The organism is Mycobacterium sp. PTI7 (genome assembly GCF_056679845.1).
The window spans coordinates 4,759,916-4,785,527 of sequence record NZ_CM155252.1 but is presented as its reverse complement, the minus strand read 5'-3'; the positions used below and the strand labels follow the sequence as shown (position 1 = coordinate 4,785,527).

Genomic DNA, 25,612 nt, shown 5'->3' with positions numbered 1-25,612 from the left:
TGTAGGACCCGGGCCGGCCGGGCCTCAGCGACCGTACGACAGGCGCCGACTCTGTTCGGCGACGGCGTCCAGATCCTCGTCGGTGAGGACCGCCGGGGTGCCGATGCCGGACGCCGCCAGAAAGACGTCGCACACCCACTCGACGAGGCAGGCGTGCTCGACGGCCTCGGCGAGCGACCCTGCGCTGCTGACGGCACCGTGATTGCGCATCAGGACCGAGCCGAAACCCGCTGCGACGGCGTCTCCCACCGCGTCGGCGAGTTCGTCGGAGCCGAACAGGAGATACGGGATGGTCGGGATCCGGCCGCCGAGTCGGCGCAGGTTGTAGTGCACCAGGGGCATCTGGTCGCACACCAGCCCGACGGCGACGGAACTGCGCCCGTGGGTGTGGACGACGGCTCCCGCCGCCGAGCGCTCGTAGATGCCCAGGTGCAGGCCCGTCTCGGAGGACGGCCGGGACCCGTCCAGGACGTCGCCCGTACGGCTGACGACGGTGATGTCCTCCGCCGTCGCGGCCTCGAAGCGCATTCCCGCCCGGGTGATCAGGACGCAGTCGTCGGACCGCACGCTGACGTTGCCTGCGCCCGCCACCGCCACGCCCTGCGCTGCGAGGTCGCGGCAGCTCGCCGCAACCTCGGCACGCACCGCCCGGAGGTCGGTCATGGTCGGGGGTACCGGGCCCGGAGCGCGCCGAAGGCACCGTCGAGACCGGTGAGCGCCATGTCGAGGTCACCGTCGGTCATCGCGGCCGAGACGAACCAGTTGTGCTTGGGGTGGACGTACACCCCGCGAGCCTGTGCCTCGGCGCTGAACGCGACGGACAGCTCGTAGTCGGCGTCGTTGGCGAACAACAGGTTCGGCATCTGGGCGGGCCCGGTGTAGTGCACGTCGAAGCCCCACCGCTCGGCGCTGCCGACGATGCCCGTGCGCAGGTCCTGCCCGAGGTCGCGCATCCGCGACACGGCGTCGCGGCGGGCCAGTTCGGTGATGGTCGCGAGCCCGGCGGCCATGGCCACGGCCCCCATCCAGAACGAGCCGGTGACGAAGATGCCGCCGGCCGCATCCCGGTAGCGGTCGGTGCCGGTGACCGCGGCCAGCGGGTAGCCGTTCGCGATCGCCTTGCTCCACGGCGTCAGATCCACTGGGACGCCGAGCGGTTCCCAACTGCCGCCGTGGTGCAGCCGGAAGCCCGCGCGGACGTCGTCGAGGATGAGTGCCGCCCCGATCTCGTCGCAGTAGGCGCGGACGTCGCGGGCGAAGGTGGGATCGACGAACTCCTGGTCGTACCCGGCGTCGTGACGGAAGGGGCTGACGATGATCGCGGCGACGTCGCCGGCCCGATCCCCGACCGCGGCGCGGATCGAGGCGATGTCGTTGAACCGGTAGTGCAGCAGGTTGGCGCGGTCGGCAGCGGTGACACCCGCCGGGAACGGGGTGCACCAGGGGGCGGCGCCGTGATAGGCGCCCTCGGCGACGAGGATCATCGCGCGACCGGTCTCGGCACGTGCGATCGTGCAGCACATCGTGGTGGCGTCGGTGCCGTTCTTGGCGAACATCGCCCAGTCGGCGTCGGCGACCGTCTCGACGAAGGCCTCCGCCAGCTCGACCATGACCGGCGCGGGACCGTTGAGGCAATCGCCCTGTCGGCGTTGCGCTTCGGCCGCTTCCTCCACCACCGGATCACCATGACCGAGGATGACCGGACCCCAGCTGCACATCAGGTCGACGTACTCGTTGCCGTCGACGTCCCACAGCCGAGCGCCCCGCGACCGCTCGATGAACTGGGGGATCGCCGGGAACGCGTTCATGTTCTCGTGGCCGTACATGCCGTTCGGGACGACGGCCTTCGCGCGGCGTCGAAGCTCGGTGTCGGCACTGCGCTGCCGCTGATCGGCGGCGACGTCGATGTCGGTGGTCATGGCGTTCTCCCTCTGGTGCAGCGGATTCGAGTCACGCGTCGAGCGCGGTGGTCGTGCGGGCGGCGATGCGGCCGCCCGCGTCGGGGTGTGATGCGGAGACGAGCGCGAGCACGCCTCCGAGGTCGTCGATGCCGGCGTCGGATCCGAGCCCGGAGGCCACCAGCGCGCCGCACGCGGCGCCGATGAGCGCGGCGTCCTCCGCGGAGCAGCCGGACAGCAGCCCGGTGATCATGCCCGCGTTGAACGAGTCGCCGCAGCCGGTGGTGTCGACGACGGTGGTGGGCAGCGCCGGGACGGAGACGGGGTCGGAGTCGGGCCGCACCAGCACCGCACCGTGTTCGCCGACGGTGACGGCGACGGCACCCACTCCGCGTGCCAGCAGCAGCCGCGCGGCCTCGACGAGGTCGTCCTCTCCGGTGAGCCCGCGCAGCTGCTGGTCGTTGGGCATGAACCAGTCGATCAGCGGCAACAACGGGTCGAGCAGCTCGAGCGTTGCCGGCCGTCCGGGATAGAGCAGGTCGACGAAGATCGGTATCCCGGCCGCACGCACGGCGGCGAACAGTTCGATGCCGTCCGAATCCAGCAGTCGCGGGCTGGTTTCCGGTCCGCCGAAGAGCACCGCGTCGGCGGTGAGCACGGCCGAGCGATCCACGTCGGACGGCAGCAGAGATGCCATCGCACCGGGGACGTGCAGCGCGGGGCGTTCGCCGTTGGGACGGATCGGCAGGATCGTCGAGGCAGTCTTCTGCCCGCGCTGCATCACCAATCCCGTGGTGTCGACGCCGTATTCGTGGAGCTGCGTGACGAGGAGTCGTCCGAGGACGTCGTCCCCGATGGCCGCGAACGACGACACCGTGGCGCCGAGCTTGGCGAGGTCGACGGCCGCTCCGCCGCCGGTTCCGGCGACGGTCACCCGGATCTCGTCGAGCACGACGCTGCCCTGCCCCGCGGGGATCTCCGAGACCGGTCGGCCGAGGATGTCGATGAGGTGCGGGCCGATGACCGCCACGGCACTCACGGTTGTGCCCGGCTCTCGGCGGCGGGCACGGGGTCGAAGTCGACGACCAGGTCGCGGCGACGGTGGTACACGACGAAGCCGATGACGAACGCCAACGGAATGCTCCACGGCAGCAGGTTCGGCAGCAGGGCGTCGGTTCCGGTCAGCACCGAGTAGTTCGCGATGATCAGGCCGGTGGCGGTCAGCAGACCGATCGCGCCGACGGTGGGGGCGATCAGCGTCTTCCACAGCCGCCGGTCCCTGCGCTTGCGGAAGAACACCACCACGGTGACGGCCACCGCGCCCTGCATGGCGACGATGCCGACGGTGAACAGGCCACCGAGGCTGGTGTAGACGCCGAGGTAGGGGTCGAGGCCGATGATCACGAACAGGGCGACCAGCACGGCGGTCAGGACCGACAGCGCCTCGCTCGCGCGTGCCGGCCCCCGGTACCGCGGGTGCAGGACGCCCAGGAACCGCGGCATCGTGCCCTGGGTTCCCATGGTCTGCAGGTAGCGGGTCGTCGCGTTGTGCAACGCCACCAGCGACGCCAGAACGCTGGTGAGGAAGAAGATCTGCATCAGCGTCGTCAGCAGCGGGCCACCCTGGTCGCCGGAGAGGGTGAACAGCAGGTCGCCCTGCGCCTCCTGCGCCACGGGCACGATCTGGTTCACGCCCACCGAGCCGACGATGAGCCACACCGTGAGGAAGTAGAAGATCGAGATGACGCCGACGCACAGGTAGATGGCGCGCGGCACCGTCTTGCCGGGGTTGCGCGCCTCGTTGGCGTAGATGACCGCGGATTCGATGCCGATGAACGAGGTGAACGCGATCATCAGCGCCGGGCCGACGCTGCCGGAGAACACCTGCTTGGGGGAGAACACGTCGAGCGGGAAGGCCGAGAGCCCGCTGTGCGCGAGGATCAGCACGTCGAGCACGATCAGCATCGCGAACTCCGCGGCGATCATCACGAGCAGGACCTTTGCGCTGAGGTCGGCGGCGTAGCGACCGATGGTGCCGACGATGACCATGGCGACGATCGAGTACAGCCACCAGGGCAGATCCAGGCCGTACGGCTGCGCGATCACGTCGGCGAAGTAGCCGGCGGCCGCGGTGATGGCGATCGTCCCGGACCCGTAGGCCAGGGTGGTCGCGTAGGCCGCGCCCAGACCGGCTCCGGGCCCGAAGCCTGCGTGCACGTAGCGGGCGAAGCCGCCTCCGCCGGGGACCGCCCGGTTGATGGCGACGTAGCCGGCCGCGAAGCACGCGAGCACCACGCCGGCCACCAGGAAGATGATGGGAAGACCTGCGCCGTTGCCCAAGGTGAAGCCGATCGGCGTGTTGCCGATGACCGATCCCAGCGGCGCGGCACAGGCGATGACGAGGAGTGCGACTCGGCCGGTGCCGAGATTGGCCTTGAACTGCGTCGGGCCGGCCGGGGACCCGGGGTCCGCGGCGGCCACGGGGGCGGCGTCCGGTGCGTGTGATGACATTCGTCTTCTCCCAGGCGATCTCGCAGGCTGTTCATGCCGGATGGCGGGATGCGCTCCGGCTCGTCGGTGACCTGGATCGCACGCTCTTGGGAACAGTAGACGGACGTCCGAAATAGAACAAGGGCTGGCGGGCCTGTTAACCGGATCGAAACTCCGGGCGGGTCCTGCCGTCGGTTTCGGAGGTGATAGCGCTGAGCGACACCGTCACTCGCACGTTCGTCGCCTCAGCGCTATCTCGACGCGGTGAGCGGCCCCGACCGAAGCACGTGTGCACCTGGGCGCGTCATCATTCGTTGACGCGCTGGGGAGACATAGTGCTCGGCTGACGGGCAGAACGCAGCCCGCGACCGTCCAGATAGCGCTCAGCGCCGGCGTCACTCGCAACGTTCGTCGCCTCAGCGCTATCTCGACGCGGTGAGCGGCCCCGCCCGGAGCACGTGTGCACCTGGGCGCGTCATCATTCGTTGACGCGGTGGGGAGACACAGTGCTCGGCTGACGGGCGGAACGTACGAACGCCGCTACCTGCTGTGCGACGCCACCTGCGAGGTCTGGTTCGAACGCCAGGGCCGGCCCATCGGTGCCGGACGGACCACCCGCACCATCAACCGGCGGCTGCGCCGCGCTCTGGAGCACCGCAACCAGTGCTGCATCCCTGGCCCGCCCCACCCACCACAGCACCACCGGACGTCCCACCCTGCCCCTGCCCGCTCGGGGAACGCGCCCAATGGTGGTGGTACACACCGTTCGAACCACCATCACCTACGAGCGACAACTAGCCCGGGTCAGGCCCGAGGGCGCTCCAGCAGCGGGTTGCGGTCGCTCGAGACGACGTGTCCCGGCTCGGCGCCGGGGATGAACTTGCGCCAGTCGCCGCTGATCATCGTCGGGCTGGGAATCACCTTGGTGCCGTCGGCGAAGTACGTCGTGGCCAGCACGACACGGGCCGCAGTGGTCAAATTGGCGCCTGCGGTGTGGAAGCAGCTGGCGGCGTGGAAGCTCACCTCGCCTACGGCGAAGGGCCCGTCCTCGACCTGAACCGCCTCTGCGCGAAGGACTTCGGACACGCCACGGTCATACGACGTGCCGTGCTTGTCGAATTCGAGGTCGGCGACCAGGTCGGCGACGTCGGCGCCGCGGGCGAACGCCAACGGCCCCATCTCGCGTGGCGTGGGCTGCAACGGGATCCACGCGGTGAGCACGTCGGGCGAGTCCAGGGGGAAGTGGTGGGCGTCGTAGTGCCACGGGGTACGTCCGGCGCCGGGCTCCTTCGACAGGGCGTTGTCGTGGTAGAGCCGCACCTGACCCGTACCGAGCAGGGCTGCGCTGATGCCGCCGATGCGCGGTGACAGCACCGCTGCGCGCACCAGGTCGTCCTCCAGCCACATCATCTCGCGACTCTGGAAACCGACTGCGGGATCTACGGATTCGTCGAGCATCTCGCGCAGGCGCATCCGCAGCCGCTCCACGGTGCCGGGGCTCAGCACGCCGGGCAGCTTGATGAACGCGTCGGTCTGGAACTGGCGGAACTGGGCTGCGGTGACCGGGTAGGGCTCGGCGAGTTCGGCGAACACCTCCTCGTCGGACGGCAGTGGACCCGGATCGTGCGGCGGCGGGTCGACGAACGGGCCGTCGGGAACGGGACCGTCGGCCAGCGACATGTACCAGTCCCACCACTGGTCGTTGCCGCGGTCCCACTCGACGGCGACGTCGGATGCGGTGCCCGCAGCGGTGGTGTCGGACAGGTGCGGGTTGCGAATCATGGCTGCGTCCAGGTGATGAGGTGGGCTTCGTGCTCGAATTCGTAGGCGCCGTCGGACGTGCGGCAACCGGCGAGATAGGCACCGAGCACGTCACTGGCCTCCATCTGGTCCAGTGACAACGCGTCGTCGAACGCGCAGCGCTGCAGGAAACCCTCGGCGACGGCGCGATCGGCCGTCCCGGTGCGGTAGTGGATCACCTGGACCTCAATCGGCGCACCTGCCGAGCGGAGTGCCGCCGCGACGCCCTCGGCATCCGTGTACGGGGTGGCATCGGGGGCGAACGAGGCGCGGTACGCGTCGTAGAACGCCAGGTAGTGCGACCGCGACGACGCCTGGGCGACGGCTCCGAAGCCGCCGGACCGGAGCGCGGCGACCATCTTCGCGACGCCGGCGGCCAGCTCCGCGGGCGGCAGCGCGTACAGCGCATGCGTGGCCCACGCGACGTCGAAACTCGTGCCGGCGAAGTCCTGCAGGAACACCTCGTGCTCGGCGGCGGCGACGAAGGGCGGCGCGAGGACCGCACGCGCCTCGGCGATGCTGAAGGCCGACGGGTCGAGCAGATCGACGTCGACGGCGGGTTCCGTGGGAAGGCCGGCCGCCAGCAGCGCCGACGGGAACTTTCCGCTTCCGCACGCCACGTCGAGCAGGCGTACGCGACCGTCGACCGCGCGAGCGCTCAGGTCGGCCGCCCAGTCCCGGGCGCCGACGAGCTGCCGGTAGTCCTCGGTGGCCAAGGCGTAGAACGCCTGCATCTCCGACCGGCCGGCCTCGCTCCAGTGGTCCAGGCTTCGCTGGGCGGTATCGGGTCGATTCATCACTCCAGCCAACCACGGATCCCGTGGCCGGTTTCTTACGCAACGGTGTCGAAGCGGTGCTTTGGTTCGGACTGGCGATTTTCCAAGGAACACTGGCGAGGGTGACAGTGATGGGGCCGCCCCTGCCCCTCGATGGACTACGGGCCCGAATCATCGATCGACCGGCGTTGCCGGCGCTGTCGCCGGAGCGATACGCCCTTACCCACGCCATCTACGAGGCGGCGAGCGATCAGCGGTCTCGGCTGCAATCGTGGCTGGCCACCGCCCTGCCGCCGATGCTCGGCACCTGTGACCCCGTGCGGGTCGTGGGCGTGGGCGTCGGCGACGGCAGCGTGGACGCGCCACTGGCCGCGGCCCTCGCCGCGGACGGCCGCCAGGTGCGCTACACCGGCGTCGAACCCCACCCACCGTCTGCGGCCAAGTTCGCCTCACGGCTGAACGATCTCGACGTCGATGCGCTCACCCCGACCGTCGTCATCGGCGACTTCGCCGACCACGACGCCGGCCACCCCGCCGACCTCGTCCACTTCGTCCACTCGCTGTACTACGTCGCCGACCTGTCGGCGGCGCTGAAACACGCGACGAGCATGGTCCGTCCCGGCGGCCTGCTGGTCAGCGCCATCGCGCCGCTGCAGCCGTTGTGCTCGCTCACGGAGATGCTGTGCCCGTGGGCCGGGCTGAAGCCCTGGTTCTCCGAGGACGTCCAGGCCGAACTCGAGTCACGCGGACTGACGACGCGCACCGAGACCATCGTCGGTCACCTCGACGCCCGCGACGTGCTCGACGACTCGCTCGGACGGGGCGAGGCCGTGCTGGACTTCCTCATCGGAGCCCGTTCGCGCGCACTCCCACCCGCCGCCCGCGAGCAGCTGCTCGACTACCTCCGCGAGATCTCGCTGCCCGGCCGACCGGGCGTCCTGCCCCACCCGGTCGACGTCCTGATCACCCGGGTGCCCTGAGTCGTCACGCGTACCGCCGGGCATCGGCGGCGTGAACAAAACGAGCACAACCTGGCGCGATCGCCGGGTGGCCCCGACGATGGAGTGACATCGACGAGTGAGGGGCCTGCCGAGTGACGGTTTCACCGCAGTTGACGGAGCGACTCCGCAAGCCGCACTGGTCACTGGCCAGGACCTGGCTGCTGCAGCCCGGCATCCCGGATGGCGCCGCCGTCTACGACGCGGCCGTCACCGGCAGCGCCGACGCCGTCGTCCTCGACATCGAGGACGGGCTGCCCGCCTCGCAGAAGTCGGACGGTCGCGCGGCGGTCGCCGAGTGGCTCGGCGGAGGGTCCGCCTGGGTGCGGATCAACGCCGTCGGGACACCCGAGTGGTCGGCGGACCTCGACGCCCTGACCGACGTCCCCGGACTGTCCGGCGTCATGCTGGCGAAGGCCGAATCCCCTGACGACGTCGCATCGACGGCGGCCCGCCTGCCGTCGGGCACCCCGGTGGTGGCGCTGGTCGAATCGGCGCTCGGGCTGGAGTCGGTCTCGGACATCGCGCGGACGCGGGGATGCTCGCGAATCGCGTTCGGCGTCGGGGACTTTCGTCGTGACACCGGGATGAGCGCCGACCCCACCGTGCTGGCCTACGCCCGCGCCCGGCTGGTGATCGCCAGCCGCGCCGCCGGCCTGCCCGCTCCGATCGACGGACCGACGCTGCGCGATCAGACGCGTCACCTCGCCCGCGAGACCGCGGTGGCCAAGGCGGCCGGGATGACCGGCCGGCTGTGCCTGGTGCTCGATCATGCCGAGACGATCAACAGCCTGCTCAGCCCGTCCCCGCTCGAGATCGACGAGGCGCGCGGCACGCTGGCCCGCCTCGACGCGCCCACCGGCCCGTACGACGGCAGCGTCGGCCCCACGCGTGCGCGCGCCGAGGCCGTGCTCGACCTGGCCGAGAAGCTCGGTCTCGTCTGAGCCGCGGCGTTGTGCTGAGCGCTCGGTGAACGCCCACTAACATCTCCCGGGCGCGCAGCGTCGCTGCGACGTTCGAACCACTACCCGAGTGGGAGATGGTCATGGCGAAACTGGACGACGTCGAGGCGACCGCCCCGTCGATCCGCGAACTCACCGTCCGGGGCGTGGTCCTCGGCGGAGTCATCACGCTGGTCTTCACGGCGGCCAACGTCTACCTGGGCCTCAAGGTCGGTCTGACGTTCGCCACGGCGATCCCCGCCGCGGTCATCTCGATGGCGATCCTGCGCTACTTCCGCGGGCACACCATCCTCGAGAACAACATCGTGCAGACGATCGCCTCGGCCGCGGGAACCCTGGCCGCGATCATCTTCGTGCTGCCCGGCCTGATCATGATCGGCTGGTGGACCGGCTTCCCGTACTGGATCACCGTCGCGGTGTGCGTCGTCGGCGGAATCCTGGGTGTCATGTACTCGGTGCCGCTGCGCCGCGCGCTGGTCACCGGCTCGGATCTGCCCTATCCGGAGGGCGTGGCCGCCGCCGAGGTGCTCAAGGTCGGCGAGGCCGCCGAGGACGGCGGCGAGGGCAACCGGCGGAGCCTGCGCGCCATCCTCGTCGGCTCGCTGGTGGCGGCGGGGTTCTCACTGCTCGCCGCGACCAAGCTGATCCTGAGCGACGTCTCCACCTACTTCCGCATCGGTGCCGGCGGCTCGACGGTGGGCGCCAGCCTGTCGCTCGCGCTCATCGGCGTCGGCCACCTCGTCGGCGTCACCGTCGGCTTCGCGATGATCGTCGGCCTGGTCATCTCCTACTTCGTGCTGCTGCCGACGCTGACCTGGAACGACATCCCAAGCGGCGCGGACGTCTCCGAGATCGTGTCGAGCACGTTCTCCAGCGACGTGCGGTTCGTCGGCGCCGGCGCGATCGCGATCGCGGCGGTCTGGACGCTCGTCAAGATCCTCGGTCCGATCGTCCGCGGCATCCGGGCCGCGGCCGTATCGACCCGTGCGCGCCGTGGCGGTGAGCGCGTCGAGCTGGTCGAGCGCGACCTGCCGATCTGGATCGTCGGCGGCACGATCGTGGTATCCCTGCTGCCGATCGGCCTGCTGCTGTGGTGGTTCCTCGACAGCACCGACGTCGCGGGCAAGGGCCCGCTGACCATCGTCGTGACCCTGCTGTTCGTGGTGGTGATCGGTGCGGTGCTCGCGTCCGTCGCGGGGTACATGGCCGGCCTGATCGGCTCGTCCAACAGCCCGATCTCGGGGCTCGGCATCCTGGTGGTCGTCATCGCATCGCTGGTGCTGGTGCTGGTGCACGGCCGCAGCGACGACCCGGCGCAGACGCTGGGGCTGGTGGCGTACGCGCTGTTCGCGACCGCCATCGTGTTCGGCATCGCCACCATCTCGAACGACAACCTGCAGGACCTCAAGACCGGCCAGCTGGTCGGCGCCACGCCGTGGCGGCAGCAGGTCGCGCTGGTGATCGGCGTGATCTTCGGCGGGCTCGTCATCCCGCCCGTGCTCGGTCTGCTGAACACGGCCTTCGGTTTCGCGGGTGCGCCGGGTGCCGGCGAGAACGCCTTGGCCGCACCGCAGGCGGCCCTCATCTCGTCGCTGGCCAAGGGCGTCTTCGGCGGCGACTTGGACTGGGGTCTGCTGGGCCTGGGCGCCGCCATCGGTGCGGTCGTGATCCTCGTCGACGAGGTGCTCAAGCTGAAGACCAGGTTCGCGCTGCCGCCGCTGGCCGTGGGCATGGGCATGTACCTGCCGATGTCGCTGACGCTCATCATCCCGATCGGCGCGCTGCTCGGCCGGTTCTACGACAGGTGGTCGGATCGGTCCGGCGGAGACGCCCGAGACATCGAGCAGAAGAAGCGGCTCGGGGTGCTGATGGCGACCGGTCTGATCGTCGGCGAGAGCCTGTTCGGCGTGGTGTTCGCCGGCATCGTCGCGTCCTCGGGGAGCGATACCCCGCTCGCCCTGATCGGCGAGGACTTCGCGAGCTGGGCCGAGATCCTCGGTGTCGTGCTGTTCGTGGCCGTGGTCGCGGGCCTCTACAGGTGGACCCGCCGGTACGCGGGCGCCGCGGTCACCGGTCCCGGCTCGGACGCCTAACGGGGTTCGCCGACCACCCGGAGCTGACCAGAGCGGTCAGGTCGTCCACCCACGCATCGTCGAGCGGGGCGTCGTGCCGCACGATGATGCGGAAGATCGCGCTGCCCACGACGACTTCGGCCAGCAGCGGGAGGTCACCGACGTCGCTGGGCAGGTCGGGCTGGTCGCCGATCCGGGTGCGGAAGGTGGCGAGGCTCTCGGCGAACCGGGACGTCATCCTGCTGTGCACGTCCGGGTCGGCGACGGTGTCGGCGATGAGCGCCGGTAGCGCGATGCGGACCTCGGGCCGGTCGAACATGGTGCGCGTGGCCTCCACCAGCGCCCGGATGTCCTCGACGACGTCGCCGGATGCGCTCGGCATAGCGGTGACCTCGGCGGGCAGGATCGCCTCGTGCACCAGCTGGGCCTTGCCCGACCAGCGCCGGTAGATGGCCGCGGTGGTGGTGCCGGCCCGGGCCGCGATCGCCGACAGGGACAGCGCGGAGTAGCCCGACTCGAGCAGCAGCTCGCGCGTGGCCTCGATGATCGCGGCGTCGATCCTGCCGTCGCGCGGCCGTCCCGCGGACGACCGGACGGAGTCCTTGTCATCCTTGGGCGGATCTGTTCTCATGATTCAAATATAACCCGCATCGTATCGTTATTGGAGAGTCGTGTTCCCCAGCCCCCTCGACGAATACCCGATCCACCAGGCGCCGGTGCCCATCAGCGCGCCGGCGACGTCGGACCGCAACTTCTACGATCGCTCGTACTTCAACGTGCTCGACCGCGACGGCCGGTTCATGGCATTGACCGGAATCGGCTACTACCCGCGGCTCGGCGTCAAGGACGCCTACGTGGTGGTGCGGCGCGGAGACACCCAGACCGCCGTCCGCTTCAGCGACGCGATCGACGACGACCGCATGAACCAGAACGTCAACGGCTACCGGCTCGACGTCGTCGAACCGCTCCGGGAACTGCACCTGACGGTCGCCGACACCGAGGGCATCGCCGCCGACCTCAGATGGCGCGGCCTGTTCCCGGCCGCCCTCGAGCATCCGCACCAGATGCACTCGGATCGACGAGTGACGTTGCAGGCCTGTCGATTCGCCCAGCTCGGCACGTGGGAGGGATGGATCGACGTCGACGGTGACCGCCTCACCGTCGACCACAGCACCTCGGTGGGCAGCCGCGACCGGTCGTGGGGCATCCGGCCGATCGGCGAGCCGGAGCCGGCCGGCAGGCCCGACACCGCCTTCCGCGGGATGTGGTGGCTGTACCTGCCGCTCGCGTTCGACGACCACCAGATCTTCCTGATCATCCAGGAGGATCCCGACGGCCACCGCAGCCTCTACGACTGCACCCGCCGATGGCCGGACGGCAGGGTCGAGCAGCTCGACGGCGTCCGAGCGACGATCCACTACACGCCCGGCACCCGCATTCCCCACGGTGCGCACGTCGAGATGCTGACCCGCTCCGGCGATCGAATTCAGCTGGACGTCGAGTCGACGTTGTTCGCGCCCATATCCTTCGGCTCCGGATACGGCGGCGACCCGTCGTGGGCACACGGCACCTGGATGGGTGGGCCGACCTCGGAGCGCGTGTCCTACGACATGACGGATCCCGAGGTCATGGCCCGCGCCCCGTTCAGCCTGATCGACCACGTCGGTCGCGCCGTCTACACCGATGCCGACGGCCAGACGCATCGGGGCGTCGGCCTGTTCGAGCACGCCGTCATCGGTCCCCACCACCCGTCCGGGTTCTCCGACTGGACCGACGTCGTGGCGGAGGCGACCACGTGAAGGTCATGACGGCGCTCTTCGGCCCGACCGATGCCGTCGAACGTGCGGCGTTGCTGCGCGAGGCCGGAGCCTCCGGCGTGTTCACCTTCGAAGGGCCGCGGGAGGTGTTCACCCCGCTGGTGCTGGCGTCGACGGTCAAGGGTCTCGACCTCATGACCAATGTCGCGATCGCGCTGCCGCGCAATCCCATTCAGCTGGCGCACCAGGCACACGACCTCCAGGAGCTGTCCGAGGGCAGGTTCATCCTCGGGCTCGGCACCCAGGTACGCGCCCAGGTCGAGAAGCGCTACGGCGCCGAGTTCGAGCACCCGGTGGCCCGCATCAAGGAGATGGTCGGAGCGCTACGGGCGATCTTCGCGACGTGGAACGACGGCGAGCGGCTCGACTTCCGCGGCGAGTACTTCCGCCACACCCTGATGACGCCCACGTTCAATCCCGGTCCGAACCCCTTCGGGCCGCCGCCGATCTACCTGGGCGCGCTCGGTCCCCGGATGACCCGCGCGACTGCCGAAGTGGCCGACGGTCTGCTGGTGATGCCGTTCGGATCCAAGAAGTACCTGCACGAAAAGACCGTGCCCGCCGTCCGCGAGGGGCTCGCGGCCGCGGGCCGGGACGCCGACGACCTGGCGGTGGTCCCCGAGATCATCGTGTCGGTGGGCGAGGACCACGCGTCGACGCGAATGCTGCTGGCGTTCTACGGATCCACTCCCGCGTACCGCCCGGTGCTCGACGCGCACGGCTGGGGTGATCTGCAACCCGAGTTGAACGCGATGTCCAAGCAGGGACGATGGCAGGAGATGGCCACGCTGATCGACGACGAGGTACTGCACACGATCGCCGCCTGCGGAACCCCCGCCGAGGTGGCCGCACACATCCGCGACCGCGTCGACGGCGTGTCCGACCGGATCTGCCTGTACCAGCCGGGACCCATCGCCGTCGAGGCACTGGCCGAGATCATCGACGCGCTGGACTGACGAGATGCCCACCACCACCGTCGAATACGACGAGATCATCGACGACCGCTTCGGCGGCAAGGCCCTCGGGCTGGCGAAGCTGATGCGACTCGGGCACCCCGTGCCCGAGTACTTCGTGATCGCGCACGCCGCAGGCGACTCCGTGCCCGATCCGGTGATCGACCGGTTCACCCGGATGCGGGCCGCCGAGGCCTCGCCGGTCGCGGTCCGGTCGTCGGCCACCGGCGAGGACGGTGCTCAGCAGTCCTTCGCCGGTCAGTACGACACGGTGCTCGGCGTCGACTCGGTTCCGGACTTCGTCGCCGCCGTCCAGCGGTGCGCCACGTCGGTCGGATCGGACCGCGCGGCCTCCTACGGCGGCCCCGAGCCCGTCACGATGCACGTCGTGGTGCAACGGATGGTCGACGCCCGCGCCGCCGGAGTGGTCTTCACCGCCGACCCCGCCACCGGTCGTCGGGACCTCGTGGTGATCGACGCCGTCGCGGGACTGGGCGAAGCCCTCGTCGACGGCACCGCGATCTCCGACCACCTCGTCGTCACCTCGGACGGCACCCCGGCGGTCCGCGAGGTCGGCGACGTCCCGGTCCTGTCCGACGACGAGGTCGCCCAGATCCGCGACGGCGCACTGCATGCGGCCGGGTACTGGGACGGGCCGTTGGACCTCGAGTGGGCGATCGACCGGGCCGGCCGGCTGTGGTGGCTGCAGGCGCGGCCGATCACGACGCTGCCCGGTGACCTCAACGAGATGGACACCCCCGTGGCGGGCCCCACGCACATCTACACCCGGTGCAACATCGGCGAGATGATGCCGGGTGCGTTCTGCCCGCTCACCGCGGCGGTGTCCGGGCATGCGATCGACTACGCAATGCAGATGACGCAGGTGGTGGCGCGCGCGCAGGACCGCTACGACCGGCAGTGGCTGCAGGTGGGCTACTTCTACGGGCACATGTTCCTCAACATGACCGAGGGCACGGCGCTCAGCTCGGGCATCCTCGGCAATTCGCTGGAGCAGTTCTCGATGTCGATCTGCGGCCGCGTGGTCGACGAACTCGAGCCGGCACCGCCGAAGCCGTTCCTCCAGAAGCTCGTCAACACGTTTCGGCTCACCTCGCACGCGCTGTCGGCGGGGCCGGCGATCCGACGGCTCGGCGATCAGATCGCCGGGTTCGAGATCCCGACCGGTCGCGACCCCAAAGCGGTCCTGCGGCAACTGGAGTCAGGTGTCGAGCTGTACTGCCACGTCACGCTGGTCCACGTCCGCTCCTCGTCCCGTGCTGCGGTGGGGGCGAACGTGCTGGAGAGCTACCTGGTGCGTGCCGCGGTCAAGGCCGGTCGCACGGAGAACGACGGACAGGCCGAGGCCGCCCGCCTGATGGCCGGGGCGAGCGACGTCGAGAGCGCGATGATGGTGCAGGAACTGCACGAGGTGGTGGGCAGGATCGCCGCCGACGAGGTGACCGCCTGCGCGTTCCTCGCCGCACCGCCCGCGGAGGCCGTCACGCATCTGCGCCAGGCCGAGGGCCCCGCTGCGGAGGCGTTGCGGCGGTTCCTCGTTCGGCACGGCCATCGCGGTTACCGCGAACTGTGCATGCGAGATCCTGCCTGGGCCGAGGACGCCGAGGGGCTGGGTTCGATGATGCAGGTCATGGTCACCGCGTCCCGCGAATCGGCCGGCGAGGTCCCGTCTGCCGTCGTCGTCGACGAGCCGGGATCGCGCACGGTGCGACTGCTGGCACGTCTCGCGCAGGGCGGTGCCCGTGGCCGCGAGGAAACCAAGGCGAAGATGGCGCTGATGGCACACCGCCTCAAACTGGGATACCGCCACCTGGGCGAGGTGCTGGCCGAGTCCGGCCGTCTGCCCGATGCCGACCTCGTCTTCTTCTTCGACCGGCCGGAGCTGCCGATGCTGGTCGGTGACGGCGACGTCGCAGACCTGGTGGGTCGTGCGATCGGGCGTCGCGAGGCGCTGCCCTTCCAGCAGTCCCTCGAGTTCGACGACGTCTCGGTGGGCCGGCCCGACCCGATCCTCGGCAGGCCCGTGGGCATCGTGACCGACGATCAGATCCTGGGCCGTCCCGCCAGCCGCGGAGTGGTGGAAGGTACCGTCCGCGTGGCCAAGTCGATCCAGGACGCGCGTCAGGTGCAGCGCGGGGAGATCCTCGTCGCGCCGGTGACCGACGTCGGGTGGACCCCGTACTTCACCGTGATCGGCGCCCTCGTCACCGACATCGGCAGCTCGGTGTCCCACGGTGCCGTCGTCGCGCGGGAGTACGGCCTGCCCTGCGTGGTCAACACGCTGGTGGCCACCCAGGTGCTCCGCACCGGCGACCGCGTCCGGGTGGACGGCGACAAGGGTCTGGTGACGCGGCTCGCGTGACTAGCTCGCGTTCTCCCGGCCGGACCGTGCGTTGGCCTCCAGGACTTCGGGGACGTGCGTCTCGGCCCAGTCCCGGACGGCGGCCAGCGGACCGAGCAGCGAGCGGCCCAGGGGCGTCAGCGCGTAGATCACCGGCGCCGGCACGCCGTCCAATTCGGTCCGCAATACGAGGCCGTCTTGCTCCAGCGCCCGCAAGGTCTCGGTCAGCGCCTTCGACGTGATGCCCTGGATCCGCGCCTTCAGTTCGCCGAACCTCGCGGTCCGTTCTTCGAGGGCCACGACCACGAAGATCGTCCAGCGGGCGCCGATCCGGTTGAGGACAACGCGACTGGGGCACGTGGCGGCCATGATGTCGTAGGCCTTCGGTCGCTCCGAAGTGCTCACACGGTTCTCCAGTTCCCGTCGACGGACTTGTGGCTTCTCAAGTTTTATGTCCAATTCTCAAGTGAAATGTCCACACGATGTCCAATTGGACATGTCGGTGAGATTTGGTTGAAGCCCCCGATTTGTCAGGACCGGAACGCGACTGACCGTGCCTGCGTAGCTATCTGCTGGCAGCTGAGGTCACCTCGGCCAACGTTCGGCAAACGTAGTTGTCCCTGCACGCCCACATGGCCGGCCGTCGGTCAGGGCGCCGCCGGATGAGAAGCGCGGTCGGCACCGTCGCTGAACCGACACGCCTGAGTAGCATATGCCGTAGTTGCACAACATGACTCGCCGGGATCCATCGTCACAGCTGCTGACCGCTACTCAACGGACGCAGGTCGGCTGGAAGCAGGCAGAAGGGACGTCGGGGTCACCGACGCTATTCCGTGCAGGCAAGAAGTCGGCGGCTATGTCGGTCATGCTGCGGTCATCGGTAGGGGCGCGGTAGCTGCAGTCCGTCTCCGGTCAGGACGCCGGAGCCGATCTCAACCCCAGCGCTTCAGAATGTCCTGCATCCTCGCGGTCAATGCCGTTTGCAGGAACGGCCCGAAACTGATCCGCGCTATCCCCAGCGCCGCTAGCACGCTCAGATCATGTTCGTCTGGTCTCGCCACGGCATTGACAGGCAGAGGCAGCTCGGCCGCCAGGCGCCGGTGGGTGTCCTCATCATGGAGTCCGATGGGGTAGAGGCAGTCGGCCCCGGCGTCGGCCGCATCGCGCAACCTGGCGATCGCGCGCTCAATCCTGTCGGACTCGTCGCCGAGCTGATGCAGAAGCACGTCGGTCCGGGCGTTGAGCACCATATGCACGCCGGACTTGTCCGAGGCGGTGCGGAGTGCAGCCACCAGTTTGGCCTGTTCAGCGGAAGTGCGAAGTCGGCCTGCCTCGCTGTGTACCGTGTCCTCGACGTTCAGGCCCACCGCCCCCGCCTCCAGTAGACCGCCGATCATTCTGTCGGCACTGACGCCGTAGCACGACTCAACATCGACCGACACCGGAACGCCGACCGCGGCAGTGATCTGCGCGGTGCGTTCGAGCACGTCCTCGAACTGCATCCCCTCGTGGTCGGTCTTGCCCATCGAATGCGCGAGGGGTTTGCTTCCCACCGTCAGCGCCGCGAATCCGGCGTCGGCAGCCACCCGGGCTGACCACACATCCCAGACGGTGGGCAGCACAACCGGGTCGCCCGGCAGGTGCAGTTCTAGCAGCGCCTCGGCGTGGCCGGCGAGATCGTCGCGAAGCGACTGGTTCATTTTCCCTCTTCCCTGAACATGGAATGCAGTAGCACAGAAGAACCCGATACTGGGGCGCAGTCGCCGCAAACGCGCATCGATGACCTGCGTCGATTATAGGAATCGACTTCGCGGCCGCGCACCGTAAACCAACGGCTATGTGCTCAAGGCGTCTACGCAAGCACCACTGATTCGGGTCCATTGGCAAATGTCGACGTCGCAGCCCCGCCCGCGTGGCTGTCCGCGGACTACGGGTTTTCCGTGGTCCCTGGATGGCGCCGTGAATGCAAGCATCGAGACGGCCAACAACGATGGTGACACGAAGGGACGGAATGACGAAATGTTCTCGTCCTCGGCGGCGGCTTTGCCGCTGTGTGGGGCGCAGCGGGCTCGATCCGTCTGGCTCGCTCCGTGGGCGATGGCCAGCCGGACACGAGGGTCACTAAGTCCATCAACATCCAGTGGGTCTACCCGCCCGCTGACTCCGCCGAAGTGCTTCTGGCCAACGCCGGCCAGTTGAGTACCAGCGCCTGAATTGAGGAGCAGCACATGACATCCACCACCCGCGTCGTGGTCGTCGGCGGAGGATATGCCGGCGTCCTGGCCGCCAACCGGTTGAGCCAGCGCACTGACATCGACATCACTCTGATCAACCCGCGGCCTCAGTTCGTGGAACGCATTCGTCTGCATCAGCTCGTCGCCGGTAACGACGATGCCGTTGAGGACTACTCAGCACTTCTGACTGACCGCGCGAAGCTGGTGGTCGACACCGCGCAACGTATCGACGCCGACGCCAAGGTGCTGCGTCTGGCCGCGGGCACCACCCTGGACTACGACTATCTGGTCTATGCCGTCGGCAGCACCGCCTCGGTACCGATCAGCGTGCCGGGTGCAGTTGAATTCGCCTACCCGTTGGGCGAGTTGGAGGCAGCGCAGCGGCTGACCGCCCGCATGGCCGACACGCCGCTGCAGGCGCCGATCGTGGTGATCGGCGGAGGACTGACAGGTATCGAAGCTGCCTCCGAGTTCGCGGAGGCCGGACGGTCGGTCACCCTGGTCACTGGCGCGCTTGGGCCCTCGCTGGCCAAGGGGGGACGCCGGTCGGTCGCCAAACGCCTGAAGAAATTGGGTGTCACGGTCGTCGAGAACGCCACCGTCACGCAGGTACGAGCGGACCACATCACCTTGCGCGACGGCACCACACTGCCCAGCGCGGTCACGGTGTGGACGGCGGGGTTCGCGGTGCCTACCCTGGCCTCCGACAGCGGACTGCCCACCGATCGGCTCGGCCGACTGCTCACCGACGAGACGCTCACCAGCGTCGACCACCGCTCGATCATCGCCGCGGGCGACTCGGCCTCCCCCTCAGCGCAGCCGCTGCGGATGAGCTGCCAGCTCGCCATGCCACTGGCGTCGCACGCTGCCGACACCCTGCTGGCGCGCCTGGACGGCAAGGAACCCAAGAAATTGAACCCGGCCTCTGTCGGACAATGCATCAGCCTGGGCCGCCACGCCGGCACCATCCAGATGGCGCACTTCAACGACGAGGCTCTGCCGATGCACATCGGCGGCCACCTCGCCGCGTCGATCAAGGAGTCCGTGTGCAAGGGCACGCTGTCATTCCTGGCCAAGGAGGCCCGTAAACCGGGCAGCTACTTCTGGCCCCAGGGCGGCAAGCGCCAGAAGAATCTCACCAAAACCCCAGTCTGAGAGAGGAACACTGATGTCTGATGTGATGCAACGGCTGATGAAGGCCATGACGGTGATCCAGTCCGTCGAACCGCCGCGCATTCCCGATGGCGCCCACGCGATGACAGCGATCATCGAATGGGGCCCCGGGGACCGCGGCGCACCACCGCACCGCCACCCCGGCGGGCCGTGCTTCGGCTATGTCCTGGAGGGCGAGATGCTCTTCGAACTCGAAGGCGAAGCACCACGGGTGATCAAGGCCGGCGAAGCGTTCTGGGAGCCCGGCGGCGATGTCATCCACTACTCCGATGGCAACAACCGCGACGACAGCACGCTGCGATTCCTGGTGACCATGCTCTGCCAGCCCGGTGTCGACATGTTCGTTCTGGTCGACGACGCTGAACTCGAACAGCGCAAAGATCGTCGCGTACCGAAGAACTGAAAGGAACATCGATGAAGATCACCGTTGTCGGCGCCACCGGACAGATAGGCGCCCGCGTAGTCGACTTGCTCACTGCTGCAGGCCATGAGGTTACCGCCGCCTCGCGTGCCAGCGGGGTGGACGCGGTTACCGGTGACGGCGTGGCCGCAGCCCTCGACGGGGCAGACGTCGTGGTCGATGTCCTCAATTCCCCCACTATGGAACCCGGTCCCGCCGTGGACTTCTTCACCAGCTCGGCGACCACGCTCCTCGCCGCGGCCAAGAAGGCCGCCGTGACGCACTACCTCGTGTTGTCCATCGTGGGTGTCGGCAGCGTCGAGGCCGAGGGATACCTCAACGGTAAGCACCTCCAGGAAGAACTGGTCGCGAACTCCGGCGTCCCGTACACCATCGTGCGGGCTACCCAGTTCCACGAATTCGCCGAGGGCATCGCCGGATCGCTGCTCGTCGACGGCGAAGTCCACGCACCGGATGCGTTGATTCAGCCGATTGCCGCCGCCGAGGTCGCCGCGGTGATTGCCCGCGTCGCCACCGAGACACCACGCAACGATGTGCTGAACCTCGGCGGCCCGGAACAGATGTCATTCGCAGACCTGGCCCGTACCGTCTTCACACATCAAGGCAAAGAGCTGCCGATCGTCGTCGACCCCCAGGCCACCTATTTCGGTGTCGCGGTGCAGCAGAACAGCTTGATCACCTCAGTTGGCGCCGAGCTGGGCGGCACGCGCCTCGCGGAGTGGTTACAACATCGGTGAGCGGCTGCGGCGACGTTGTTTCTCGCCACCGGCTCCTCCGATGGGCCCACTCGACGCGCATCAAAACCATTCTCGTACGGCCCTATTCCCAACCTGACCCACAACGCTACGAACCCAGGAGAACGCAATGCTCGTAGCACTATCCGGTGATTGCGCCGACCGGGAGAAGGCATTAGTCGAGGTAGGGGCTTGCCAGATGCTGGGAGGTTGGCGCTGATGTGGCAGGTTATCCGTGCGGCGGCTGCCGTGGGCGTGCTGGCGCTGGTGTCGGTCGGTCCGGCTGTCGCGCCTGCTGCATCCGCTGCGTGCGAGGACGTCGAAGTGATTTTCGCGCGCGGCACTTTTGAGGCCCCGGGCATTGGCCGAACCGGGGAGGCATTCGTGAACTCGCTGCGCCCGCAACTCGGCGGTCGATCGCTCGGTGTCTACGCAGTGAATTACCCGGCATCGCTGGACTTCGCGCGGGCGGTCGATGGAATAGTGGACTCTAGCAACAGGATTCGCACCGTAGTCGATTCGTGCCCGGACACCCAGATCATCCTGGGCGGCTACTCCCAAGGCGCAGCGGTCAACGCCTATGTGACCATGGACGCGATCCCCGAAGGGGTGGCTCTACCCCCTGGTGTCACGGACACCCTTGGCGCATCTCAGCGTGACCGCATTGCGGCGGTCGTGCTGTTCGGTAAGCCGTCGGCGGCCGTTGTCGGCCTGGTCAACCGAGCCGCCCCGCCGATCACCATGGGTGCCGCCTTTGCGGACAAGACGCTCGATCTATGCGCGCCGCAGGACCCAGTATGTGAGGCCGGCAGCCTCGACCGGGCCGCGCACAGTCTGTACGCGGTCAACGGCATGGCGGAACAGGCGGCCACCTTCGCCGCTCGACAGTTGCCGGCCTGAGGCACCCCAGATGACACGCGATCCCTGCCGCCCGGAGGAGCTGCGCAGTCTGGAGCTGTTCGGGGGGCTGCACGCCGCACAGCTGCAGTCGTTGTGCGCGAGCGGACGAGTCGAGGTGATGCCAGCCGGCCCCCTGGTCAACGAGGGACACGCCGCATCGCATTTCTACGTGCTCCTCGACGGCGAGGTAGTGGTCTGCAAGCGTGCCGGCCGCGACGACGTGGAGATCGAACGCACCACACGTCGGGGGCTGGCATTCGGCGCGCTTTCTGCCTTCACCGGCACCGAGGACCGCTACTACGACTGTTCGGTGCGCCTGATCCGGCCCTGCCGGCTGTTCATTATGGATGCCGCCGATTTCGCCCAGTTCATGACGGCTGAATCCCCGATGGCGGTGGAACTGATCAACGGGTATCTCACCGAGAGCGTGCAGCAGCGTCGGGTACTCGGGCAGCGCGACGCCCTGCTGGCGTTGGGTGCACTGACCTCCGGGCTCGCCGGTCAACTGAACCGGCCGGCGGCGATAATCGCCGACGCCATCTCCCACCTTCGCGACACCTTGTCCACCACGGGACAGGACCTTGTGTCACTGCTCGATTGCCAACTGACGCCGGGCGCACTGCACCTCCTGTTCGGCTTCGAAGACGAAGTGGTGAAACACATTGCGAAGACTTACGCGCAGGTCAAACAGATCGACGGACAGGCTTACGTCGCCCCGCTGACGGCATCGGAAGTGGGAGACCGTGAACAACAGATCGGGCGCTGGCTGCAGGAACACAATGTTGCCGCCGGCCCCGACTCTGCGTCGAACTTCGTCCGGGCGGGGCTCGACGTCGGGTGGTTGGACCGAATCTGGGTGTCGATAAGCGATGCTGGCGCCGCACATGCCATGGACCGGGTGTTCAGGAGGCTGGAGCACACCGTCGACATCGAGACACGGATTCTGATGATTTCTGAGGCCTGTGAACGCATTTCAGCGCTGATCGCGGGGGCCAAGCTCTATTCGCAGATGGACCGCGGCGCTTACCAATGCGTTGACGTTCACGAGCTGCTTCGCGGCACGCTGGTGATGTACGGCGACAGGATCGCGATGCCAGGCAAAGGCAGACCCGTCACTCTGGTCAAGGACCTTCACCCGAGTCTCCCCGAAATACATTGCTATCCCGCGTCTCTCAATCAAGTGTGGTCGTGCATCTTCGACAGGGCGATCCGTGACATGAACGGTCGCGGCACGCTCACGTTGCGGACAACACTGGAGCGTGACTCGATGATCCGCGTCGAGATCGGCGACGACGGCCCCGGCATTCCCCACGTCGTCACCGATCGCACCCTTGTTCGCTTCTTGACTACCCGGGGTGCCAGGGACGGAGCCGGCTTGGGTTTAGACGAGGCGCGGCGCATCGTGGTCGACCAGCATCACGGCACACTCACGGTCGAGTCCGTGCCTGGCGGCACTCGCGTCATCGTGCATCTTCCGGTGCGCGCACCGGCCCCGAATCACATCGAGTCAACCGTCCTCGAGCTGCCAGGTGCCAGAGCCCACGAGGCCGGCCGGGGTCCACCCGGCGTCGTCGATGGAAACCAGCCGGGCCGACGCTGAAGCGGCCATCGATAGCCCCCTTACTCACGGTTCATGCCACACCTGTGCCGGAGGTTGAGCGTGGTTCTCAGCGCGTTCCGGGAACCACGTCTTGTAGTGGCGTTCTGCACCGGAAGCAGGTCGGTGCCTTTGCCTTTGAGGCTGACCGAGGCGGGCGCCACTGTTTGTCCGATACCCACGAAAAGCCCTGAAGGATAAATCATGTCACTATGGAATCCGAACACCATCATGGACGTCCCGCCCTACCCGCCGGCGCGGTTTGACGGCGATCCGGAGATCAGCGCGATCGTGCGCCGCGGCGATGCCCCCGAGGATTACGCCGTAGGAACGTCGAAGTTCCACTATCTGGTCGATGAGAAAACCTCAGCGGGTGATTACGGCCTGTACCGCGTCGCACTGGGGCCACGTGCTGCCGGGGCCGCCGCGCACTACCACAAAGCGATCTCTGAGGCGTTCTACGTCTTGACCGGCGGCATGCGGTTGTACGACGGCGACAAATGGGTTGATGCCAAACAGGGCGACTTCCTCTTCGTCCCGCCCGGGGGCATCCACGGCTTCCGCAATGAAACTGACGACGCTGCTGAGTTCCTGATTCTGTTCGCGCCCGGCGCACCGCGTGAAGCCTATTTCGAGGGCCTCAAGCATCTTGCGGAGCTGACCGACGAGCAGCGCATCGAATGGAACCAACGCCATGACAGCTTCTTCCTCTGATCAGCAACCCTCAGCCGACAGGACGACCATGAACCACCTCCTCCACATCGATTCCTCCGTCCGCGCCGAGAACTCGGTGAGCCGCGCCTTGACCGCCCGCGCCGCCGGGCGGTGGCGTGCGGCCCACCCCGAAGGCACCGTCACCTATCGAGATTTGGCGGCGAACCCGGTGCCGCACTTGGACGCCGAGAACGGGTTGGCGCTGATGACACCGCCGGAGGAACACACGCCAGCCCAAGCCCAGACCTACTCATTGAGCAAGAACCTCATCGACGAGATCAAGGCTGCCGACACGGTGATCCTCGGCATGCCGCTGTACAACTTCGCTGCCCCCAGCCTGATCAAGACCTGGGTCGACCACATCATCACCGGCGGACTGTCCTTCGCAGCCGATGGCACCAGCCTGCTCGGCGACACCGAATTCATCGTCTTGGAAAGCCGCGGCGGCGGCTACGGGCCCGGCACTCCACGCCACGGCTGGGACCACGCTGAATCCTGGCTCGCCCATGGTGTTTCGATCACCGGACTCACGCCGCGCATCATCGTTGCCGAACTGACCATGGCCGCCGTCGACGCCCGTATGGCGCACCTCGCGCCGCTGGCCGAGGAAAGCCTGGCCCGGGCCCACGCCGAGATCGATGCCCTGTGGATGATCGACGATGAGAGCGCAGCCTGACTGTCGATCCGAGCGAATCAGCGCGAGGAGGCGACCCAACTCGATCTGTCTTCGCCAGATCCGGCGTAGCCCCGTGGGGATACGGACTCCGCAGTACGGGGTCCGAGTTTTGTCGCAGTGTGCGCCATACCGACGCAACCTCGGCAGCACCGGCACATGGCCGCGCGATTCATCTAGCCATGGCCGCCCGGAGACGTTGTGGTCGTGCCGGACTCAGGCCACAATGGCCCCGCCGTCGACGAACAGGGTGACCCCGGTGATGAAACTCGCTCGCGGTGAAGCGAGAAAGAGTATGGCTTCGGCGACTTCGGCGGGGTGAGCGAGACGGCCCAGCGGTATCTCCGGGCTCAGCACGATGTCGGTGGCCGTGGGACCTGGTGCCACGCTGTTGACTCTGATGCGATGGCTGCCGAACTCCACTGCCCAGGTGCGTGTCAGCGATTCAACGGCGGCCTTGGTTGAGCTGTAGGTGGATGAGCCCGGTATCCCTTTAACCGCGGGCGCCGAGGTGACGTTGACGATCGCCCCGCCGCCATGACGGATCATCCCCAAGGCGACCTCGCCCACCAGGTAGTACAGGCCACGCACGTTGATGTCGTAGGTTCTGGTGAAGCACTCGATGTCATGGTCGACCGAGAGTGCACGGGGCGCGGCGGCCGCGGTATTGACCAGGATGTCGATGGGGGTTTGGCCCGCCAGATAGTCAACGGATTCCAGGTCGGCCATGTCCGCAGCGATGAATCGGGTGCCGCCTCCGATGTCGGATGCGGCGACACTTCCCCGTCGGGCGTCGCGGCCGCTGATGATGACGTGGGCCCCTGCCTGCCGCAGCAACCGCGCGGTGGCCAATCCGATGCCTGAGGTCCCGCCGGTTACCAGGGCGGTTTGTCCCGAGAGTTCAGATTCGCTCATCACGTGCCCTCAATCTGTGGATCGGTTGCGTCGGGCTCATGCACCGCGTGGTCGACAGTGACAGGTACATCAGCGGCAGGGACCACGGAAAACCCGTAGTCCCTGCCGAGCGCGGGTAGCTCTGCA

Annotated in this window: 23 protein-coding genes and 1 pseudogene; 14 read left to right on the top strand and 10 right to left on the bottom strand. The window is 68.1% G+C overall.

Going from position 1 to position 25,612, the window contains the following annotated elements:
* Positions 1-24: 24 nt before the first annotated feature.
* The 4 genes from AC1MEY_RS23150 to AC1MEY_RS23135 are packed head-to-tail and all read right to left on the bottom strand — an operon-like array spanning position 25 to position 4,409.
* A complete protein-coding gene (locus tag AC1MEY_RS23150; RefSeq protein ID WP_480227710.1) occupies positions 25-663 on the bottom strand; it encodes a class II aldolase/adducin family protein in 639 nt (212 codons plus the stop codon).
* Positions 660-1,919: an aminotransferase class III-fold pyridoxal phosphate-dependent enzyme gene (locus AC1MEY_RS23145; protein ID WP_480227709.1), complete on the bottom strand. Its 1,260-nt coding sequence runs from the start codon at positions 1,917-1,919 to the stop codon at positions 660-662. The genes AC1MEY_RS23150 and AC1MEY_RS23145 overlap by 4 nt, the downstream gene beginning before the upstream one ends.
* A gap of 31 nt (positions 1,920-1,950) precedes the next feature.
* Positions 1,951-2,928 (bottom strand): carbohydrate kinase family protein, encoded by a 978-nt coding sequence (locus AC1MEY_RS23140; RefSeq protein WP_480227708.1) that lies wholly within the window; start codon positions 2,926-2,928, stop codon positions 1,951-1,953.
* Positions 2,929-2,933: 5 nt separating this feature from the next.
* Positions 2,934-4,409, bottom strand: coding sequence for an APC family permease (locus tag AC1MEY_RS23135; RefSeq protein WP_480227707.1), 1,476 nt, complete (start codon positions 4,407-4,409; stop codon positions 2,934-2,936).
* Positions 4,410-4,920: 511 nt separating this feature from the next.
* On the opposite strand from AC1MEY_RS23135, the pseudogene AC1MEY_RS23130 reads away from it, so the two are divergent.
* Positions 4,921-5,186, top strand: a pseudogene (locus tag AC1MEY_RS23130) (DUF222 domain-containing protein); the annotation flags it as partial.
* Between the two features lie 6 nt (positions 5,187-5,192).
* On the opposite strand, the gene AC1MEY_RS23125 reads toward AC1MEY_RS23130, so the two are convergent.
* Both AC1MEY_RS23125 and AC1MEY_RS23120 read right to left on the bottom strand, forming a co-directional pair.
* Complete coding sequence (locus AC1MEY_RS23125; RefSeq protein WP_480227706.1) at positions 5,193-6,170, bottom strand: phytanoyl-CoA dioxygenase family protein; 978 nt, start codon at positions 6,168-6,170, stop codon at positions 5,193-5,195.
* The gene (locus AC1MEY_RS23120; RefSeq protein WP_480227705.1) at positions 6,167-6,985 is read right to left on the bottom strand and encodes a class I SAM-dependent methyltransferase; all 819 of its coding nucleotides are present in this window, start codon (positions 6,983-6,985) and stop codon (positions 6,167-6,169) included. Before AC1MEY_RS23120 ends, AC1MEY_RS23125 begins: the two co-directional genes overlap by 4 nt.
* Positions 6,986-7,095: 110 nt before the next feature.
* On the opposite strand from AC1MEY_RS23120, the gene AC1MEY_RS23115 reads away from it, so the two are divergent.
* The 3 genes from AC1MEY_RS23115 to AC1MEY_RS23105 all read left to right on the top strand — a co-directional run bounded on the left by AC1MEY_RS23115 (position 7,096) and on the right by AC1MEY_RS23105 (position 11,017).
* Positions 7,096-7,944, top strand: coding sequence for a class I SAM-dependent methyltransferase (locus tag AC1MEY_RS23115; RefSeq protein ID WP_480231633.1), 849 nt, complete (start codon positions 7,096-7,098; stop codon positions 7,942-7,944).
* Between the two features lie 113 nt (positions 7,945-8,057).
* Positions 8,058-8,906: an HpcH/HpaI aldolase/citrate lyase family protein gene (locus AC1MEY_RS23110; protein WP_480227704.1), complete on the top strand. Its 849-nt coding sequence runs from the start codon at positions 8,058-8,060 to the stop codon at positions 8,904-8,906.
* A gap of 101 nt (positions 8,907-9,007) precedes the next feature.
* Complete coding sequence (locus AC1MEY_RS23105) at positions 9,008-11,017, top strand: OPT family oligopeptide transporter (protein ID WP_480227703.1); 2,010 nt, start codon at positions 9,008-9,010, stop codon at positions 11,015-11,017.
* On the opposite strand, the gene AC1MEY_RS23100 is transcribed toward AC1MEY_RS23105, so the two are convergent.
* Positions 10,992-11,627 carry a TetR-like C-terminal domain-containing protein gene (locus AC1MEY_RS23100; protein ID WP_480227702.1) on the bottom strand — a complete coding sequence of 212 codons (636 nt, stop codon included), beginning with the start codon at positions 11,625-11,627 and terminating at the stop codon, positions 10,992-10,994. The two genes, AC1MEY_RS23105 and AC1MEY_RS23100, sit on opposite strands and share 26 nt — an antisense overlap.
* Positions 11,628-11,667: 40 nt before the next feature.
* On the opposite strand from AC1MEY_RS23100, the gene AC1MEY_RS23095 reads away from it, so the two are divergent.
* Genes AC1MEY_RS23095 through AC1MEY_RS23085 form a run of 3 tightly spaced genes read left to right on the top strand, consistent with a single transcriptional unit; the run spans position 11,668 to position 16,146 of the window.
* On the top strand, positions 11,668-12,795 hold the full coding sequence (locus AC1MEY_RS23095; protein ID WP_480227701.1) for an Rv3169 family protein: 1,128 nt from the start codon (positions 11,668-11,670) through the stop codon (positions 12,793-12,795).
* The gene (locus AC1MEY_RS23090; protein ID WP_480227700.1) at positions 12,792-13,769 is read left to right on the top strand and encodes a TIGR03617 family F420-dependent LLM class oxidoreductase; all 978 of its coding nucleotides are present in this window, start codon (positions 12,792-12,794) and stop codon (positions 13,767-13,769) included. The genes AC1MEY_RS23095 and AC1MEY_RS23090 overlap by 4 nt, the downstream gene beginning before the upstream one ends.
* Before the next feature lie 4 nt (positions 13,770-13,773).
* Positions 13,774-16,146: a PEP/pyruvate-binding domain-containing protein gene (locus tag AC1MEY_RS23085; protein ID WP_480227699.1), complete on the top strand. Its 2,373-nt coding sequence runs from the start codon at positions 13,774-13,776 to the stop codon at positions 16,144-16,146.
* Here the strand turns inward: AC1MEY_RS23085 and AC1MEY_RS23080 are convergent, their stop codons facing one another.
* On the bottom strand, positions 16,147-16,494 hold the full coding sequence (locus AC1MEY_RS23080) for a winged helix-turn-helix transcriptional regulator (RefSeq protein ID WP_480231632.1): 348 nt from the start codon (positions 16,492-16,494) through the stop codon (positions 16,147-16,149).
* 563 nt (positions 16,495-17,057) lie between these two features.
* Positions 17,058-17,825: an isocitrate lyase/PEP mutase family protein gene (locus tag AC1MEY_RS23075; protein ID WP_480227698.1), complete on the bottom strand. Its 768-nt coding sequence runs from the start codon at positions 17,823-17,825 to the stop codon at positions 17,058-17,060.
* A gap of 528 nt (positions 17,826-18,353) precedes the next feature.
* On the opposite strand from AC1MEY_RS23075, the gene AC1MEY_RS23070 reads away from it, so the two are divergent.
* The 7 genes from AC1MEY_RS23070 to AC1MEY_RS23040 all read left to right on the top strand — a co-directional run bounded on the left by AC1MEY_RS23070 (position 18,354) and on the right by AC1MEY_RS23040 (position 24,574).
* Positions 18,354-19,514: an NAD(P)/FAD-dependent oxidoreductase gene (locus AC1MEY_RS23070; RefSeq protein ID WP_480227697.1), complete on the top strand. Its 1,161-nt coding sequence runs from the start codon at positions 18,354-18,356 to the stop codon at positions 19,512-19,514.
* A gap of 13 nt (positions 19,515-19,527) precedes the next feature.
* Positions 19,528-19,935: a cupin domain-containing protein gene (locus tag AC1MEY_RS23065; RefSeq protein WP_237571766.1), complete on the top strand. Its 408-nt coding sequence runs from the start codon at positions 19,528-19,530 to the stop codon at positions 19,933-19,935.
* An 11-nt stretch (positions 19,936-19,946) separates the two neighbouring features.
* A complete protein-coding gene (locus AC1MEY_RS23060; protein WP_480227696.1) occupies positions 19,947-20,690 on the top strand; it encodes an SDR family oxidoreductase in 744 nt (247 codons plus the stop codon).
* A gap of 216 nt (positions 20,691-20,906) precedes the next feature.
* The gene (locus AC1MEY_RS23055; RefSeq protein WP_480231631.1) at positions 20,907-21,587 is read left to right on the top strand and encodes a cutinase family protein; all 681 of its coding nucleotides are present in this window, start codon (positions 20,907-20,909) and stop codon (positions 21,585-21,587) included.
* Positions 21,588-21,597: 10 nt separating this feature from the next.
* Positions 21,598-23,187: an ATP-binding protein gene (locus AC1MEY_RS23050; protein ID WP_480227695.1), complete on the top strand. Its 1,590-nt coding sequence runs from the start codon at positions 21,598-21,600 to the stop codon at positions 23,185-23,187.
* Positions 23,188-23,388: 201 nt separating this feature from the next.
* Positions 23,389-23,898, top strand: a complete 510-nt coding sequence (locus tag AC1MEY_RS23045; protein WP_480227694.1) for a cupin domain-containing protein — start codon at positions 23,389-23,391, stop codon at positions 23,896-23,898.
* A gap of 28 nt (positions 23,899-23,926) precedes the next feature.
* Positions 23,927-24,574, top strand: coding sequence for an FMN-dependent NADH-azoreductase (locus AC1MEY_RS23040; RefSeq protein ID WP_480227693.1), 648 nt, complete (start codon positions 23,927-23,929; stop codon positions 24,572-24,574).
* Between the two features lie 213 nt (positions 24,575-24,787).
* Here the strand turns inward: AC1MEY_RS23040 and AC1MEY_RS23035 are convergent, their stop codons facing one another.
* The gene (locus AC1MEY_RS23035; RefSeq protein WP_480227692.1) at positions 24,788-25,486 is read right to left on the bottom strand and encodes an SDR family NAD(P)-dependent oxidoreductase; all 699 of its coding nucleotides are present in this window, start codon (positions 25,484-25,486) and stop codon (positions 24,788-24,790) included.
* Positions 25,487-25,612: the final 126 nt, after the last annotated feature.

Coding starts and splice junctions, on each gene's coding strand:
- AC1MEY_RS23145 (WP_480227709.1), bottom strand. CDS start 1,919: ATGACCACCGACATCGACGTCGCCGCCGATCAGCGGCAGCGCAGTGCC.
- AC1MEY_RS23035 (WP_480227692.1), bottom strand. CDS start 25,486: ATGAGCGAATCTGAACTCTCGGGACAAACCGCCCTGGTAACCGGCGGG.
- AC1MEY_RS23150 (WP_480227710.1), bottom strand. CDS start 663: ATGACCGACCTCCGGGCGGTGCGTGCCGAGGTTGCGGCGAGCTGCCGC.
- AC1MEY_RS23060 (WP_480227696.1), top strand. CDS start 19,947: ATGAAGATCACCGTTGTCGGCGCCACCGGACAGATAGGCGCCCGCGTA.
- AC1MEY_RS23115 (WP_480231633.1), top strand. CDS start 7,096: ATGGGGCCGCCCCTGCCCCTCGATGGACTACGGGCCCGAATCATCGAT.
- AC1MEY_RS23085 (WP_480227699.1), top strand. CDS start 13,774: ATGCCCACCACCACCGTCGAATACGACGAGATCATCGACGACCGCTTC.
- AC1MEY_RS23065 (WP_237571766.1), top strand. CDS start 19,528: ATGTCTGATGTGATGCAACGGCTGATGAAGGCCATGACGGTGATCCAG.
- AC1MEY_RS23100 (WP_480227702.1), bottom strand. CDS start 11,627: ATGAGAACAGATCCGCCCAAGGATGACAAGGACTCCGTCCGGTCGTCC.
- AC1MEY_RS23120 (WP_480227705.1), bottom strand. CDS start 6,985: ATGAATCGACCCGATACCGCCCAGCGAAGCCTGGACCACTGGAGCGAG.
- AC1MEY_RS23135 (WP_480227707.1), bottom strand. CDS start 4,409: ATGTCATCACACGCACCGGACGCCGCCCCCGTGGCCGCCGCGGACCCC.
- AC1MEY_RS23045 (WP_480227694.1), top strand. CDS start 23,389: ATGTCACTATGGAATCCGAACACCATCATGGACGTCCCGCCCTACCCG.
- AC1MEY_RS23070 (WP_480227697.1), top strand. CDS start 18,354: ATGACATCCACCACCCGCGTCGTGGTCGTCGGCGGAGGATATGCCGGC.
- AC1MEY_RS23105 (WP_480227703.1), top strand. CDS start 9,008: ATGGCGAAACTGGACGACGTCGAGGCGACCGCCCCGTCGATCCGCGAA.
- AC1MEY_RS23080 (WP_480231632.1), bottom strand. CDS start 16,494: ATGGCCGCCACGTGCCCCAGTCGCGTTGTCCTCAACCGGATCGGCGCC.
- AC1MEY_RS23125 (WP_480227706.1), bottom strand. CDS start 6,170: ATGATTCGCAACCCGCACCTGTCCGACACCACCGCTGCGGGCACCGCA.
- AC1MEY_RS23075 (WP_480227698.1), bottom strand. CDS start 17,825: ATGAACCAGTCGCTTCGCGACGATCTCGCCGGCCACGCCGAGGCGCTG.
- AC1MEY_RS23055 (WP_480231631.1), top strand. CDS start 20,907: ATGTGGCAGGTTATCCGTGCGGCGGCTGCCGTGGGCGTGCTGGCGCTG.
- AC1MEY_RS23050 (WP_480227695.1), top strand. CDS start 21,598: ATGACACGCGATCCCTGCCGCCCGGAGGAGCTGCGCAGTCTGGAGCTG.
- AC1MEY_RS23040 (WP_480227693.1), top strand. CDS start 23,927: ATGAACCACCTCCTCCACATCGATTCCTCCGTCCGCGCCGAGAACTCG.